Origin of the sequence: Methylibium sp. T29 (genome assembly GCF_000576205.1) — a bacterium.
GTDB classification, from domain to species: Bacteria; Pseudomonadota; Gammaproteobacteria; order Burkholderiales; family Burkholderiaceae_C; genus Methylibium; species Methylibium petroleiphilum.
This window is the reverse complement of record NZ_AZND01000073.1, coordinates 1-15,906: the sequence shown is the minus strand read 5'-3', so window position 1 is coordinate 15,906 and position 15,906 is coordinate 1. Positions and strand designations below refer to the sequence as shown.

Sequence of the window (15,906 nt, the reverse complement as noted above, 5' to 3'; positions counted from 1 at the left end):
CCTCCGGCTGGCCGAGACGCCGGCCGCAGATCCGTCGCCCGGGGACGAGGGCGCACGCGCGGCCGACGAAGACGAGCCCACGCCGCCCGAGCCGCCCGGTAGCGGCCGTCCCTCGCTCAAGCGCGTCAAGTAAAAGCAGCGCCGGCCGCAGACAGCGGCGCAGTGCGCGCCGCCCAGGCACCCCTCCTACAATCCTCACGGCACGCCGGCTTAGCTCAGTTGGTAGAGCACCCGCCTTGTAAGCGGAAGGTCTTCGGTTCGATTCCGAAAGCCGGCACCACCCTCCCGCGGCACCGCGGTATCAGAGCGCGCGGTCCGGCATCCACAGCGTGAACCGGGCCCCGCGTCCGATCTCCGACACGACGGTCAGCCGCCCGCCCATCAGTTCGGCCAGCCCACGCGAAAGCGCCAGCCCCAGGCCCGTGCCGCCGTGCTCGGTCGACACGCGGTCGTTGCCTTGCCGGAAGCGCTCGAAGATCACGTCGTGGAGGTCCGGGGCGATGCCCGGGCCGGTGTCGACGACATGCAGCTGCAGCTGGCGCTCCGCGTGCGTCACTTCGATCCGGACCTGGCCCTGCGAGGTGAACTTGATCGCATTGGACAGCAGGTTGTTCAGGATCTGTTTCAGCCGCAGTTCGTCGCCGACCACGCTGTCCGGCGTGCCATCGGCCACCTGCAGCTGCAGCTCCAGCCCCTTGTCGGCGGCCGACACGGCGAAGAAGTCGAACACGCCGCGCACCAGAGGGCGGATCTCCACGTCAACGGCATCCACACGCATCGCCCCGGCTTCCACCTTCGCGAAGTCCAGGATCTCCGTCAGCAGCGCGTTCAGGTTCTCCGCGGAACGGCGGATCATGCCGGCCTGTTCCCTGAACTTCTGCTGCTCGAGCCGCTTCTCCATCAGCTCTGCGAAGCCGCGGATGCTGGTGAGCGGCGTGCGCAGCTCGTGCGAGATCGCGGCCAGGAACTCGGTCTTGGCCTGGTTGGCCGACTGTGCCCGCGCCTCGCTGGCGGCCAGCGCGAGGTTGGTCGCCTCGAGGCGCCGGACGCTCGACAGGAAGAGGACGGTGGCGGCCATGACGGCGGCACTGAACAGGGCGGCGAGGAACAGCGTGGTGTTGCGCATCGCGCGCCATTCCGCCAGCGACTCCTCGGTGGACGAGGACACCAGCACGTACAGCGGGTAGTCGTCGATGCGTCGGTAGCCGACGATCCGCTCGACACCGTCCACCGTGCTCACGCCGATGTAGTCGCCCGACCGGCCGACGTCGGCGCGAGCCATGGGGCTCGTGGGGCCGATCCGGCCGCCCATGCCGACGCTGGTGTCCCCGACCACGCGGGCGCGAATCACCAGATCGGCGCCGGTCATGGTCACGCCGCCCTGCCGGCCCAGCGTCACGCTGCGGTAGAGGTTCTCGAAGTAACTGGGGTCGAGCGACGCGACGACCACGCCCCGCAACTCACCGCCTGGACCATCGATGCGCCGCGACAGCTGCACCGTCCACCGACCCGACACCTTGCCGAGCACGGGCTTGCCGATGAAAAGCCCGTTCGCGTGGAGCTGCTGCTGCAACTTGGGTGCCGCCTGAGGCGCGAGATGGACGCGCACATGCTCGCGCTCCGACAGGTCGACAGGGCCTGTTTTGCGCCCATCGGGGTCGAGATTGCTCCCGACGAACCTGCCGTCGGGCGCGATCAGCGAGAGCTGCACCAGGATGGAAGGCGCCAGGCCGGTCTCGTTGGCGAACTGGGCGATGTCGGACAGCGCATCGTCGCCGGTGCGCACCGCATCGCGCATCCGGAGGGTCGCCTGGTCGATCGTGGCGATCACACGAACCGTCTGTTCCTCGAGCGCGCGGGCCAGGTTGGCGTTGTGCGTCGCCTGCGTTTCCAGTGCCTGCAGCCGCTCGGTGTGCAGCACGCCCAGCACGGCCAACCAGAAGATCAGCAGGATCGACGCGGCGCCGACGGCGGCCTTCCGGCTGAGGGACCATGCAGGAAGGTTCACGGTTCAGGCTCCTCCGCGAGTCTCAGAACGATTCCCAGTCGTCGGTTCCCGTGCGCGCCACGGTCTGCACTGCAGCCGTGCGGGGACCCGCGGGCGGCTGGCCGAAGGCAGGGCGCGTCACGTTGGTTGCGCGGCCCGGGCCTCGGCGATCCGGCAGGAGCGGCGCGGCCTTGGTCTGTTGCGCTGCGGTCGTGCGGCTCTCGCGGGCCGGCGCGCTGTCTTGGTCCGGAAGACGGAAACCCGACATGGCGGAAACGAGCTGCTGGGCCTGCTGCTTCAGGCTTTCGGCGGCTGCGGCACTTTCCTCGACCAGCGCGGCGTTCTGTTGCGTCACCTGATCCATCTGCGTCACGGCCTCGGCCACCTGCGCGATGCCGGACGACTGTTCCTGGCTGGCGGAGCTGATCTCGCCCATGATGTCGGTCACGCGGCGGATCGACTGCATGATCTCCGTCATCGAGGCCCCGGCCTGCGCCACGAGTGCGCTGCCCTGGTCGACGCGTTCGGCATTGGCGGTGATCAGCGCCTTGATCTGCTTGGCTGCGTCGGCGCTGCGCTGGGCCAGCGTGCGCACCTCGGTGGCCACGACGGCGAAGCCACGACCCTGTTCGCCGGCTCGCGCGGCCTCCACCGCCGCATTCAGGGCGAGAATGTTGGTCTGGAAGGCAATGCCGTCGATCACGCCGATGATGTCCACGATCTGGCGCGAGGCCGCGTCGATTTCCTTCATCTTGTCGACCACCTCCCCGACGATCGCGCCGCCCTTGCCGGCGTCGTCGTTGGCGCTGCGGGCGAGCTGATTGGCCTGGGCGGCGTTGTCGGCGTTCTGCTTGACGGTACTCTGGATCTCTTCCATCGACGCGGCGGTTTCCTCCAGCGCGGACGCCTGTTCCTCGGTGCGGCTGCTGAGGTCGTGGTTGCCCTGGGAGATCTGCACGCTTGCAGTTGCCAAGCTGTCGGCGTTCTGCCGCACGGTGCCGACCACGCCGATCAGGCTGTCCTGCATGCGTCGCATCGCGGCGAGCAGCCGGCCGACTTCGTCTTCCGAATGCACGACGACCTGCCCGCTGAGATCGCCTTCGGCCACGCGGTCGGCAACGGCGACGGCCCGGGCCAGCGGCCCGACGATGCTCCGGATCAGCCAGAACGAGGCCGCAAGCGCGCCCAGCACGGCCACACCGAGCGACAGGAACAGGCCGTTGCGTGCCGCGAGGTAGCCGCGTTCGGCCTGTTTCGTGGCGAGCGCAGCTCCTTCGTGGTTCATGTCGCTGAGCTTGTCCAGGACCTGGCTCGCCGAATCGAAGAGCTTGAGCGCCTCGCCTTCGAGGAGAGCCTTGGCCTGCTGGTTCTCGTTGGCCCGGGAGTGCGCGAGGACCTGAACGTTGAGCGCCAGGTAACGCGACCAATAGGTGGAGAACGTGTCGTAGAGCCGCCGCTCTCCGTCGTCACTGATCAGCGGGAGGTAGACCGCCCGGTTCCGTTCGAGGTCCTCCAGGACGGCCTTCTGCGCGCTCTCGATCCGATCCATGGCGGCGGGATCGGTGTTCAGGACATGCTCCATCTGCGCGATCCGGAAATCCGACGTGTTGGTGTTGAGCTTGTTGATCACCTCGACCGACGGCAGCCAGTTGCCACTGATCTCCTCGGTGCTGTGGTGCATGGTGGACATCTGCAGCAGGCTGAAGCCGGCCAGCGCCAGCATCAGTGCGAGCAGCAGGCCGAAGGCAGCGGACAGCTTCAGCTTGATGGGCAGGTCGTTCAGGGCTTTCATGGGGCGGGTCTCCTCGGTCGCCGGATGTAGGCAGGGGCGGGTCAGTGCGTCGGGTGGGTCGAGGCGACCAGTCCCCCGCAGCACGTCGAAAGGGCGTCGACGTCGATCAGGACGAGCATTCGCGCCGCAACCGTGGCCACGCCGGTGAAGAACTTCGCGTCGGCCAGGCCGTTCATCGCCGGCAGCGAGTGCAACTCGTCGGCACCGACGCGAACGACATCCGAGACGGTGTCGGCGATGACGCCCAGGGTGCTGTCGCCGAGGGTCAGCACCACGATGACCGTGGTGTCGCCGAAGCGAGGCGACTCGATGCCGACCAGCGTGCGCAGGTCCAGCACCGGCACGATCTCGCCGCGCAGGTCGAGCACGCCGCGCAGCGAAGCCGGTGCGTTCGCGATGTGGGTCGGTGCCTCGTAGCGGCGGATCTCCTGCACGCGCAGCAGATCGACGCCGTAGTCCTGCGAACCCAGCGTGAAGCTGAGGAACTCGCCGGGCCTGGCGGGCCGGCACGGCACCGCGACCTCGCGTCTGGCGATGCTGGTCGGGGCATCGAGATTCATTCGACGCTCCTGATACGGAGAATTTGATTCATTTGATTCACCATAAAGTGATACAAATGTATATCAACGCCGAAAGAATTTCGTTTTTATCAAATATGAAAATGCGTGAAATATCACGGCACGCGCGCTCACGAGCGTGGCCGGGTTGCGGCTGGCTGCGGCTACGCCGCTGGCGTGTCGGTGAGCAGGGCGATCTGTTCGCGCAGCCTGATCCAGGCAGGACGGGCAGCCGACCCGTCGTCGGCGGCGGCGTGGTCCTCCAACTCGCGAGCCGCCTGCGAGGCGGCGTGATGACCCAGCGTCAGCAGCACCGATTTCAGGCTGTGGGCAATGCGCCGCAGCTGAGCGGTGTCCTCGGATCGGCAGGCGGTATCCCCCTGCCGCAGGTCTTCGGTGAACTGTGCCAGGCAGCTGGCTCGGAAGGCTCGGTACAGGTCGGCGTTGCCACCGAAGTGCCGGTCGATGGCGGCGGCGGAGGCGGCCTCGGCGGCCGTGACGCCGACGGCGGGCACGAGGGCTGCGGGGGCCTCGTCGCGGAGCGCGTCGGTCACGCAGGCCGCGAGGTCTGCCACCGAAACCGGCTTGGACAGCAGGCGCCACACGCCCAGCCCTTCGAGGCGTTGGCGCACGGCCACGGTCAGGCCGGCGCTGAAGACGGCCACGCGTGCCGCCCCCTTCAGCCCGGGTTCGCGATGCAGGCGCTCGAGCAGCGACTGGCCCGATTCGCCGGGCAGCATCAGGTCCGTGATCAGCAGGCGCGCCGGCCCGGCCTGCAGCGCCGCCATCGCCGAAGGGACGTCGACGCAGGCCACGAGATCGAGGTCGAGGTCCTCCAGCGCGAGGGCCACGAAGCGCCGCAGGGAGGCATCGTCCTCGACCAGGATGACGCGCCGGGTGCTCATGTGGCGTCCCCGGCTCAGGCCGGCAGGAGCGACCGGCTCAGGGCCTGAGTCAACAGCGGCGGCAGATCCATGACCAGCCGCGGCTTGTGCACCACCGGCACGCCGGACAGGGCGAAGGCGTAGGGGTCGCGCTGGTCGGCGTCGAGCGAGGTCACGACGATCAGCTGGCCGTGGAAGAGCTCGGGCTGCGCGCGCAGGCTGGTGATCAGCGTCGCGCCATCGATGCCGGGCAGCAGGATGTCGACGACCAGGACTTCCGGCTGCAGGCGGCCGTAGAGGATGAGGCCGGCGACGCCGTCGTCGGCCACGTGGAGCTCGACGTCCGGGAACTGCTGGCGCACCAGCAGGGCGACGAGGTTCTGGAAGTGCTTGGAGTCCTCGATCAGCAGCACGCGCCGTGGCCGGGCCGGCTCCCCGGACGAGCGCGGCGGCTCATCCGGTGCTGAGGTGGCCTGGGGCAGCCCGCTGCGCGAGGCCAGCCAGCGATCGACCGATGCGCGCGAGATGCGGCGATGCCCCCCCGGAGTCTTCCACGCCTCGAGCTCGCCCCGATCCACCATCAACTGGACCGAGCGCACGGCCAGCCCGAGACGCTGCGCCACTTCCAGGGTCGTGAAGTGCTCGCCGGCGAGGGCTGCGGTTGTGGAGGAATTCATTTGCGCAATTTTGCCGATTTCTGGGGATCGATGGGCAATGGATCGAGGTTCGGATTTGAAGTGATAAAAATGAGTTTTATGATAGAGGCACTTTGCAGCCTGACCCCGACATGAAGAAGATCCTGATCGTCGAAGACCATGCGGACATCCGCAAGCTGATCCGCATGACGCTGGAGTTCGAGCACTGCGAGATCCACGAGGCGAATGCGGCGCCGGTCGGCGTGGCGGCGGCGCTGCAGCTGCGGCCCGATGTGGTGTTGCTCGACGTGATGATGCCCGGCGAGTACGACGGCCTGGAGGCCTGCCGCCGCATCAAGCCGAACCCAGCCTGGCGCATACCAAGGTCATGCTGCTGACCGCGCGCGGCCAGAGCCAGGACCGGGACGCCGGAGCGCAGGCGGGAGCCGATGCCTACCTCCTCAAACCCTTCAGTCCGCTGCAACTGATCGAGACGATCGACTGCCTGCAGCTGCCTGAAATCAACGCCCATGATCTCCTATCCCTTGTCCGCCCGTCCCGTCTCCCAGCCCGTCGCGCCGCGTCGTGGCTACAGCTTCGAGGCCGCCGCGGCCGCCCAGATGGAACGCATCGTCGCCGACCTGGGGCGCATGTACCAGGAACGAAACGAAGCGCTGCAGGAGGTCACCCGCGCGCACCACGAGGCGCTGCTGCACCTGTCGCTGGCCTCCGACTTCCGGGACGACGACACCGGCGTGCACATCGTCCGCATCGGCTACCTGGCCGAGGCGCTTGCGCTCATGCTGGGCGAGGACGACAAGTTCGCGACGATGATGCGCAAGGCGGCGCCGATGCATGACGTGGGCAAGATCGGCATCCCGGACGAGGTGCTGAAGAAGCCCGGGCCCTTGACGCCTGCGGAGCGCGAGATCATGAACCGGCATGCCAGCATCGGTGCCGAGATCCTCGGGCGCTCCCGGGTCGCGCTGTTCCAACTGGCCGCCGAGGTGGCCCGGACCCACCACGAACGCTACAACGGCAGCGGTTATCCGGCCGGGCTGCGCGGCGAGGACATTCCGCTTTCGGGTCGCATCGTCGCAGTCGTCGACTACTTTGATGCACTGACGATGCGCCGCTGCTACCGCCCTGCCTTCAGCGACGAGCGTGCGCTGGAGATGCTGACGGAGCAGCGTGGCGCGATGTTCGATCCGCGCATCGTCGATGTCTTCCTGGAAAATGCAGCGGAACTGATCGAGCTTCGAGACCGCGTGAACCGCACCCAGCCCGGCTTCGCGGAGTTGGTGGGCGCCTGAGCGCCGCGGCGTCGCCGACGCGGACGGGCGCGCGACGGCCTGCCGAACCCAGAGGAGCGTCCCGATGAGGTCCGTCCGAGCCTTCCTGTCCCTGCCGGCGCTTGGCGGCGCGGTGCTGGTGCTGCTCACGAGCCTTCTCCCGACGGCGCACGCCGGGCCGGTGCTCGATCGGGTCCGGTCGGGTGGCGTGGTGCGCGTCTGCATCTGGCCCGACTACTACGGCATCACCTTCCGCCACCCGCGCACCCGTCAGCTGGACGGCATCGACATCGACCTGTCGGCCGCGCTCGGGGCCGACCTGCGGGCCGGGGTGCAGTACGTGGAGTCGTCCTTCGAGACGCTTGTCGACGATCTCCAGGCCGACCGGTGCGACGTGGCCATGTTCGCGGTCGGGCGCACGCCGCAGCGCATGGCGCAGCTTCGCTTCACGCAGCCCTATCTCCAGAGCGGCATCTACGGCATCACCACCAAGGGCCACCCCGCCGTGCGGACGTGGAGCGACATCGATCAGCCGGGCGTGCTGGTCGGCGTGCAGGCCGGGACGTTCATGGAGCCGGCGATGGAGGGGTTCCTCCGTCACGCGCGGCTGGTCGTGGTCAAGCCGCCCGCCTCGCGGGAGCGGGAGCTGGGGGCGGGCCGTATCGACGTCTTCATGACCGACTACGCTACAGCCGACGCCTGCTGGATAACGCCGACTGGGCGCGCCTGATGACCCCGCCGCAGCCCTTGTTCGTGCTGCCCTACGCCTACGCGGTGCGGCCCGGGGACGAGGACTGGCTGAACGCGCTCGACGCCTTCGTCGGACGCATCAAGGCCGATGGCCGGCTGAGGAAGGCCGCCGGCCGGCATGGCCTCGACGCGATCGTGGTCGACCGATGAGTTGGCTCGCCATGGAGCCTCGCAAGTCGGGGGACGCGACCGGCGAGCTCCGCGCGCACTGGTCGCCGGGCCGTGTCGTGTTCGCCGGCACCGCGCTGATGGTGACCCTGTTCGTGGCTGCGCTCGCGGGCATCGGCTGGTACGAGCATCGCGAGGCCGTCGAGGGACGCATCGATCGAGGCGCGCTGCTGGCACGTGTGCTCGACGACCACGCCACCAGCACGCTGGAAACAGCCTCGGTGGCGCTGACCGCCCTGGCCGAACTGATCGGTGTGGCCGACCTTCCCGCCGACCCCACTCGCCTGAACAGCCCCTTGACCCAGGCGCTGGTGGGCCTGCCGTTCATGCGCAGCATTGCGCTGCTCGACATGGACGGCCGCGTGCTGGCCAGCTCGGTGGGGTCGGATGTCGGACGCACCATCGAACTCGAGGCGCTCGGCAGCCTGCCCACGCAGAGCGAGGACACGGTCGGTCCCTTCGTGGCGGGGCGCCATCTGGCCGACGTGCGCCGCCCGAGCGGGGCGGTGAGCGGTATCGGATTCGTTCCCGTCCTGCACAAGGTACCGATGCCGGGAGGTCGGGAACTGCTGCTGGTCGGCCTGGTCAACCCGGGCGCGTTCTCCAACTACCAGTCGCAGACCATCTCCCGGGCCGGGGACGTTGCCGTGCTGGCGCTGCTCGACGGTCGCGTCATCGCCAGCGCGGGCGACCTGTCCGTCGTGCCGATCAGCGGCGCGACGCACCCCGTGTTCCGCGAACACCTGGACACGCGCGACCACGACAGCTACGTGGGGGCGGGCTTCGGGCCGGGCCGCCGCATCGTGGCCTTCCGTGCCTCGGGCAGCCGGCCACTGGTCACCATCGTCGAGCAGTCCTACGCGCGGACCGTCGAGGACTGGCTGCTCGCGATGCGCTGGATCGCGCTCATCGGCGCCTTCGGGCTGGCGCTGCTTGTCGTCACCGCAGCGACCGTCTGGCGCAGCCTGCGCGCGCGCGAAGCCGCACGTCGGCAGCGCGAAGCCGTCCAGGCACGGGCGGTCCGGCACGAACGCGAACTCACGGTGCTGATCAAGAGTGTGCAGGAGCTGATCTTCCGCACCGACGCCCAGGGAGCCATCACCTTCGTCAACGCGCGCTGGTCGGCCGTCAGCGGGGAATCGGCGGACCAGGCACTGGGCCGCCGATTGCACGACCTCGTCGACGACGAACAGCGCGCCGAGGTCGATGCCCTGTTTGCGCCCGACGGCGCGTCGGGGCTGCGCACGGCCCAGCTGACGCTGCGCGCCGCCGACGGTCGGGAGCATCGCTTCCAGGTCGCCGTGGCGCCGCTGCTCGTGCAGGGCCGCATCGCAGGCTTTGCCGGCAGCGCGGTCGACGTGACCGAGCGCTGGGCCGCGAAGCAGCGCCTGCAGGCGCAGCTGGCCTTCACCGGCCTGCTGCTGGAGATCAGCCCCGTGCCCGTGTCGATGACGGACGCCGAGGGCCGCATCACCACCGTGAACCAGACCTGGGAAGAATTCTTCGGCTGCTCGCGAGCCGACGTGGTCGGCCGGCCGGCGGTCGACCTGCTTCAAAGCGGCGAGGCCGGGTTGCATGCCGAGCATGATCGTCGACTGATGCGTGGGGGCGGGCGGGTGCGCTTCGAGGCAAAGATCGCGCATGGAGACGGCTCGCTGCGCGACGTGGTGGTCACGAAGGTGCTGGTCCCGAACGACAGGGGTGATCCGCTGGGCATCCTGACCACGGTGATGGACGTCAGCGAGTTCCGGGAAGCCGAACGCGCGACGCGGGATGCGCGCAACGTCGCCGAGGAGGCGTCGCGTACGAAGTCCGAGTTCATCGCCAACATCAGCCACGAGCTGCGCACACCGCTGCAGTCCATCCTCGGCTTCTCGGAGCTCGGTCTCATGCGGGGCCGGCACGACGAGCGACTGGCGGCGATGTTCCAGGACATCCATGCGTCCGGTGAACGCATGCTGGCGCTGGTGAACGACCTGCTCGATGTCTCCAAGATCGAAAGCGCGGTCGGGACCTTCCACCTCGAGCGCACCGACCTGCGTGGCCTGATCCGCAGCGTGGCGGCCGAACTCGATCCCCTGCTGCAGCGCGCACAACTGAGGCTGCATGTCGAGCTGTCGGAGGCCCCGTTGCTGGCCAGGGTCGATCCCCTGCGCTTCCAGCAGGTGGTCCGCAACGTCCTGGCGAACGCGATCAAGTTCTCGCCGACCGGGCAGAGCATCGATGTCTTCGGGCACGCCACGCCGAACGGCGAGATCCACCTGCGTGTCCGCGATCACGGGCCGGGCATACCGCCCGCGGAACTCGACGCCATCTTCGATGCCTTCGTGCAGTCCAGTGCCACGAAGAACGGTGCCGGCGGCACCGGCCTGGGCCTCGCCATCTGCCGCAAGATCGTCGAGGCGCACGGTGGGCGCATCAGAGCCTCCAACGCGACGGACGGGGGCGGCGTGTTCGACATCCATTTCCCCGCGCGGCCGTCGGCGGAGACGCAGTCCATGCCGATCGACGAGGCCTGACGCGGCCGGCCGGAAGCCGGCGTCGGTCGTTGCAGGGCGCAGGGTGCGCTGGCAGGGTAATCCGCGGGCACGGGCGGGCGGCGACGCCCCTAAAGTGGCCGCTTCATCGTTCCGGAGGAGACCCATGCAAGTGCTGCTTCACGCCCATCTACGCAAGCCCGACCGCATGTCGAACCAGGAGTTCTTCGGCGCCTGGAAGCAGGAGTCGGCGGCGGTGGCGGCCGGCGTCGCGGCCGGTGTGATCCAGAAGGTCTGGAAGGTGCCGGGGCGCTACGAGGTGGTGGCGATCGTGGAGGTGGAGTCGGTCGAGCAGATCGACGCGCTGACGCACAACCTGCCGCTGTTCAAGCTCGGCTACGACTTCATGTGCGACTTCCAGTGGACGCTGCTCGGGTCCTACGAGGAGTGGTCGCAGCGCCTGGAAGTCCTGGCCGCCGGGTAGCCGCGGCTCACGACACCTGCTGGTAGTACAGGTTCTGCGGGTGGCGGGCCTGGGCGAAGAAGAACCAGCGCTCGGCCACCAGCCCCGGCGCCTGCACCAGCAGCGCCAGCCACCACACGGCGGCCGGGCCACCGAGCAGGCCCCAGGCCAGCAGCAGCGACGGCAGCGCGAAGCCGAGCACCAGGAAGGCGAGCTTGGTCTGCCGCATCGCGGCCAGCCCCACGCCATGGAAGAACTCGCGGGTGTTGAACGAGCCCGCCGACATGCCCATCGACTTCTGCACCAGTTGCGGCGCGCGGATGCCGGTGGCCGACTGCAGCGTCGACTTCGGCTTCAGCGCGGCATTGCGGCGCAACGCCAGCGTGCGCGTGAACCAGGCGGCCAGCGTCGCGATCAGCGCCCAGGGCGCCACGGCGCGCAGCAGTGCGGCCTCGCCGTAGCCGGCCGCCAGCGCGCAGGCCAGCACCAGCCCCGACGACAGGCCGATCAGCGTGTAGTTCACCAGCGTCAGCGGGTGGGCCCACTCCTGGATGAAGCGCACGCAGGCGTAGATCATCGCCGTGCAGTACCAGAGCACGGCCGCGCCGACCAGCGCCGCCACCGGGAGCAGCGTCGCCCACGGCGTGACGACGCCCCATCGAAGCGCCAGCCACCACACCGCCACGATGCCGATGAAGGCCGGCAGCACGATCACCTCGCGCGACATCCACGAGGTGCGCCACATCAGCACCGCGCGCCAGGCCCGTTCGGGCCGGCCCAGGTGCAGGAAGGAGGCGCCCAGGCCGAGCAGCAGCAGCACGCCGGCCAGCAGCAGCGCCGCGCTCAGGAAGCCGACGGACGGTGCCGGGCCGAGCAGCACCGCCAGGGCGAGCGCCACCACCAGGCCCTGCGCGACGCCGGCCAGCGTGGTGAAGAAGACGATCGAGAACGCGGGGTGCATGCGTCGCCCCCGCTCAATGCGCCGTGCCGGCGGGTCCGGGCGCGCCGTCGGGCTGCTGCCCGGCCACCTCGGTGATGCGGCGCGGCAGGTACTGGTTGGCCGGCTGCGTTTCCCACTCCGGCATCAGCGCGTAGCCACCGCGTTCGCGGATCGCCCTGGACACATCGGAGTCCGGGTCCTTCACGTCACCGAACAGGCGCGCACCGGTCGGGCAGGCCATCACGCACGCCGGCCGGCGATCGGCCTTCGGCAACCGCTCGTCGTAGATGCGGTCCACGCACAGCGTGCACTTGGTCATCACCTGCCGTTCCTCGTCGAGCTCGCGTGCGCCGTAGGGGCAGGCCCAGGAGCAGTACTTGCACCCGATGCACTTGTCGTAGTCGACCAGCACGATGCCGTCTTCCTTGCGCTTGTAGCTCGCGCCGGTGGGACACACCGGAACGCAGGGCGGTTCCTCGCAGTGCAGGCAGCTCTTGGGGAAGTGCACGGTGTCGGTGCCGGGGAAGACGCCGGCCTCGTAGGTCTGCACGCGGTTGAAGAAGGTGCCGGTCGGGCTGGCCGCGTAGGCGTTCTCGTCGGCCAGCGGACCGGCCGAGCCGGACGTGTTCCATTGCTTGCAGGCGGTGACGCAGGCGTGGCAGCCGACGCAGACGTTGAGATCGATCACCAGCGCCAGTTGCTTGGCCAGCGTCTCCGGCGGTTCGTCGCCGTCACCGCGGCGCGCCGAGGGCGTGTCGCTCCGCCGGGCCGGGGCCTCGGCGACGAGCTCGGACTTCATCAGGTCTTTCAGCCACTGGATCATGATGTCTTGCGCCCCGCGAAATAGGTCAGCACCCGCGACGTCGTGCCGCGCACCCCGGGGGGTGCCGGCGTCGCCTTCACCTGCGGGAAGGTCTCCGCGGGCTCCTCGGGCGCCGCCGGGCGGATGCGCACCCGCACGTCGTACCAGCCGGCCTGCCCGGTGATCGGATCGGAGTTGCTGATCGTTCCCGCGGCACCGCCCGGGCCGCGCAGCGGCAACTCCTCGGAGATCAGGTGATTGAGCAGGAAGCCCTTGCGCGACTCGTCGGCGCCGGGCGCGAGCTGCCAGGCGCCGTCGGCCTTGCCGATCGCGTTCCAGGTCCACACGGTGCCGGGCTCCACCGCCTCGCTGTAGCGCAGCATGCAGCGCAGCTTGCCCCACTGGCTCTCGACCCAGCACCAGCCGCCGTCGGCGATGCCCGCGGCCTGCGCGGTGAGCGGGTTGACCTGCAGGTAGTTGTGGCTGTGGATCTGGCGCAGCCAGGCGTTCTGCGAATCCCAGGAGTGGTACATCGCCATCGGCCGCTGCGTGATCGCGTTGAGCGGGTAGGCGGCCTCGTCGGTGGCCGCGTACTCGAGCGGCGGATACCAGAACGGCAGCGGATCGAAATAGGTCGCGATGCGTTCGCGCAGGTGCTCGGGCGGCTGGCGGCCCGGGGTCTTGCCCTGCGCCGCGAGCCGGAAGCTCTGCAGCGTGTCGGAGTACAGCGCCAGCTGCACCGGGTCGTTGCGCTGGCGCCAGCCGTGCTCCTTCGCGAAGTCGAGGTAGCCGCGGTTCCAGTTGCGCATGTACTGCATGTCCTTGGGCAGGTGGTACTGGAAGACGCAGTTGTTCTTCTCGTACATCTCCCACTGCTTCGGATTGGGTGCGCCGCGCAGGTGCTTGTCGCCGTGCTCGCCGCGCCATCCCATCAGGAAGCCGATGCCGGGCTGCGGCTCGAACTTCACCACGAAGTCCGGGTAGCCGGTGAACTTGCGCCCGCCCTCGGCGGTGGTGAAGGCCGGGAACTTGAGTCGCGAGGCCAGTTCGATCAGCACCTCCTGGAACGGCTTGCACTGGCCGGTCGGCGGCAGCACCGGCACGCGCACCGAATCGACAGGGCCGTCGAACTCCGAGATCGGCCGGTCGAGCATGCTCATCACGTCATGGCGCTCGAGGTAGGTGGTGTCGGGCAGCACCAGGTCGGCGAACGCCACCATCTCGCTCTGGAAGGCGTCGCACACCACGAGGAAGGGGATCTTGAACTCGCCGTCGTCGGCCTTCGCATTGAGCATCTCGCGCACGGCCATGGTGTTCATGGTCGAGTTCCAGGCCATGTTGGCCATGAAGATCAGCAGCGTGTCGATGCGGTAGGGATCACCCTTGGTGGCGTTGGTGATCACGTTGTGCATCAGGCCGTGCGCCGAGAGCGGGTGCTCCCACGAGAACGCGTGGTCGATGCGGATCGGCGAGCCGTCGGGGTTGATCGCCAGCTCGTCGGGGCTGGCCGGGAAGCCCAGCGGCGCCGCGTTGAGCGGCGTGTTGGGCTTGATCATCTCCGGCGAGTTGAACGCGCGGTAGTTGGGAACGATGTGGCGCGGGTAGGGCGCCTTGTGGCGAAAGCCGCCGGGCGCGTCGATCGTGCCCAGCACGCTCATCAGTACCGCCAGCGCACGCACCGTCTGGAAGCCGTTGGAGTGCGCCGCCAGGCCGCGCATCGCATGGAAGGCGACCGGGCGTGCGCTCGTGGTCGGGTGCTGCTTGCCCCAGGCGTCGGTCCAGGGAATCGGCAGCTCGAAGGCCTGCTGCAGCGCTGTCTCTCCCAGCTCGCGCGCCAGCTTGCGGATGCGCTCGGCCGGGATGCCGGTGATCTGCGACGCCCACTCCGGCGTGCAGGTGGCCACGCGCTCGCGCAGCAGCTCGAACGACGGCGCGACGCGCGTGCCGTCGGCCAGCCGGTAATGACCTTCCAGCGCCGGCTCGCAGCCCTCGGCGATGCCCTCGGGGTAGGCCGCCTTCACGCTGCCGCTGGCGAGGTCCCACACCAGCTTGTTGTGCGGGTTGCGGCCGTCGCCTGGCGGGCCCGCTGCCGGATCGAAGGCGAACAGGCCCTCGCGCTCGCCGTCCTCCAGCACCACCAGCTGCGGCGCGTTGGTGTAGCGCTGCAGGAAGGGCCGGTCGATCAGATCGGACGCGATCAGCTCGTGCAGCAGCGCCATGAACAGGGCGCCGTCGGTGCCCGGCTTGATCGGGATCCACTCGTCGGCGATCGCCGAGTAGCCGGTGCGCACCGGGTTGATCGAGATGAAGCGTCCGCCGGCGCGCTTGAACTTGCTCAGCGCGATCTTCATCGGGTTGCTGTGGTGGTCCTCGGCGGTGCCGATCATCACGAACAGCCTGGCGTGGTCGAGGTCGGGGCCGCCGAACTCCCAGAACGAGCCGCCGATCGTGTAGATCATGCCGGCGGCCATGTTCACCGAGCAGAAGCCACCGTGTGCCGCGTAGTTGGGCGTGCCGAACTGGCGCGCGAACAGGCCGGTGAGCGCCTGCATCTGGTCGCGACCGGTGAACAGCGCGAACTTCTTCGGGTCGGTGGAGCGGATCTTCTGCAGCCGCTCGGTGAGCATCTCGAACGCGAGGTCCCAGCTGATGGGCTCGAACTCGCCGGCGCCGCGGTCGCTGCCTTTCTTGCGCAGCAGCGGCTGCGTGAGCCGTGCCGGCGAGACCTGCTTCATGATCCCCGACGAGCCCTTGGCGCAGATCACGCCCTGGTTGATCGGGTGTGCGGGGTTGCCGTCGATGTAGCGCACCTCCGGGCCGTTCTCGCCCTGCCGCAGGTGCACGCGGATGCCGCAGCGGCACGCGCACATGTAGCAGGTGGTGCACTTGACCTCGGTGGGCGCGGCCGGCAGCGGCGGCGCGAGCGGGTCGTGGATCGGATCGCTGGAGAGGAACTTGAACACCGTCCGGTCCCGGGTTGGCTGAGGGCTGCGATCGATGGTAGTGACGTGAACTCAAAGGAAAAAGCGGAGAATATTGCTCACGATGATCGATAAATCAGATCAAAAGAAAAGGCGCCCGGCGCGCGCCGCCGTGGCGGTCGACGGCTCGCCGCCGCTGCTGCCCGCGCGGCTGCGCCTGGGCTGCGCCAGCTCGAGG

13 protein-coding genes, 1 tRNA gene and 1 pseudogene are annotated in these 15,906 nt (G+C 69.0%); 7 read left to right on the top strand and 8 right to left on the bottom strand.

Annotation, left to right across the window (positions count from 1 at the left end; all coding sequences use genetic code 11):
* The first annotated feature begins 204 nt into the window (after window positions 1-204).
* A tRNA-Thr gene (locus tag x551_RS10870) sits at window positions 205-280 on the top strand.
* 21 nt (window positions 281-301) lie between these two features.
* Here x551_RS10870 and x551_RS10865 read toward each other — a convergent pair.
* From x551_RS10865 to x551_RS10845, 5 genes are all read right to left on the bottom strand, one after another.
* On the bottom strand, window positions 302-2,008 hold the full coding sequence (locus x551_RS10865) for an ATP-binding protein (RefSeq protein ID WP_051495708.1): 1,707 nt from the start codon (window positions 2,006-2,008) through the stop codon (window positions 302-304).
* A 22-nt stretch (window positions 2,009-2,030) separates the two neighbouring features.
* On the bottom strand, window positions 2,031-3,779 hold the full coding sequence (locus x551_RS28005; RefSeq protein ID WP_036232343.1) for a methyl-accepting chemotaxis protein: 1,749 nt from the start codon (window positions 3,777-3,779) through the stop codon (window positions 2,031-2,033).
* Window positions 3,780-3,820: 41 nt separating this feature from the next.
* Window positions 3,821-4,339 (bottom strand): chemotaxis protein CheW, encoded by a 519-nt coding sequence (locus x551_RS10855; RefSeq protein ID WP_051495707.1) that lies wholly within the window; start codon window positions 4,337-4,339, stop codon window positions 3,821-3,823.
* 161 nt (window positions 4,340-4,500) lie between these two features.
* Window positions 4,501-5,241, bottom strand: a complete 741-nt coding sequence (locus x551_RS10850; RefSeq protein ID WP_036232341.1) for a response regulator — start codon at window positions 5,239-5,241, stop codon at window positions 4,501-4,503.
* 14 nt (window positions 5,242-5,255) lie between these two features.
* Window positions 5,256-5,897 carry an excisionase family DNA-binding protein gene (locus x551_RS10845; RefSeq protein ID WP_036232338.1) on the bottom strand — a complete coding sequence of 214 codons (642 nt, stop codon included), beginning with the start codon at window positions 5,895-5,897 and terminating at the stop codon, window positions 5,256-5,258.
* A gap of 110 nt (window positions 5,898-6,007) precedes the next feature.
* Between x551_RS10845 and x551_RS10840 the strand changes: the two are divergent.
* The 6 genes and pseudogenes from x551_RS10840 to x551_RS10820 form a co-directional block, all read left to right on the top strand.
* A pseudogene (locus x551_RS10840) lies at window positions 6,008-6,363 on the top strand (response regulator); the annotation flags it as partial.
* Between the two features lie 112 nt (window positions 6,364-6,475).
* Window positions 6,476-7,168 carry an HD domain-containing phosphohydrolase gene (locus tag x551_RS10835; RefSeq protein WP_081771298.1) on the top strand — a complete coding sequence of 231 codons (693 nt, stop codon included), beginning with the start codon at window positions 6,476-6,478 and terminating at the stop codon, window positions 7,166-7,168.
* 64 nt (window positions 7,169-7,232) lie between these two features.
* Window positions 7,233-7,877 (top strand): ABC transporter substrate-binding protein, encoded by a 645-nt coding sequence (locus x551_RS10830; RefSeq protein ID WP_343252132.1) that lies wholly within the window; start codon window positions 7,233-7,235, stop codon window positions 7,875-7,877.
* A complete protein-coding gene (locus x551_RS28165) occupies window positions 7,877-8,047 on the top strand; it encodes a hypothetical protein (RefSeq protein ID WP_343252131.1) in 171 nt (56 codons plus the stop codon). Before x551_RS10830 ends, x551_RS28165 begins: the two co-directional genes overlap by 1 nt.
* A complete protein-coding gene (locus x551_RS10825) occupies window positions 8,044-10,584 on the top strand; it encodes a PAS domain S-box protein (protein WP_081771297.1) in 2,541 nt (846 codons plus the stop codon). Before x551_RS28165 ends, x551_RS10825 begins: the two co-directional genes overlap by 4 nt.
* Window positions 10,585-10,708: 124 nt before the next feature.
* Complete coding sequence (locus tag x551_RS10820; RefSeq protein ID WP_011828457.1) at window positions 10,709-11,026, top strand: transporter; 318 nt, start codon at window positions 10,709-10,711, stop codon at window positions 11,024-11,026.
* Between the two features lie 7 nt (window positions 11,027-11,033).
* Here the strand turns inward: x551_RS10820 and x551_RS10815 are convergent, their stop codons facing one another.
* From x551_RS10815 to x551_RS10805, 3 genes are read right to left on the bottom strand one after another with little or no spacing between them, the layout of a single operon-like run.
* A complete protein-coding gene (locus x551_RS10815; protein WP_036232335.1) occupies window positions 11,034-11,966 on the bottom strand; it encodes a DmsC/YnfH family molybdoenzyme membrane anchor subunit in 933 nt (310 codons plus the stop codon).
* Window positions 11,967-11,979: 13 nt separating this feature from the next.
* Window positions 11,980-12,768, bottom strand: coding sequence for a 4Fe-4S dicluster domain-containing protein (locus x551_RS10810; RefSeq protein ID WP_231497634.1), 789 nt, complete (start codon window positions 12,766-12,768; stop codon window positions 11,980-11,982).
* Window positions 12,765-15,710 (bottom strand): molybdopterin oxidoreductase family protein, encoded by a 2,946-nt coding sequence (locus x551_RS10805; RefSeq protein ID WP_036232332.1) that lies wholly within the window; start codon window positions 15,708-15,710, stop codon window positions 12,765-12,767. The genes x551_RS10810 and x551_RS10805 overlap by 4 nt, the downstream gene beginning before the upstream one ends.
* Between the last annotated feature and the right edge of the window lie 196 nt (window positions 15,711-15,906).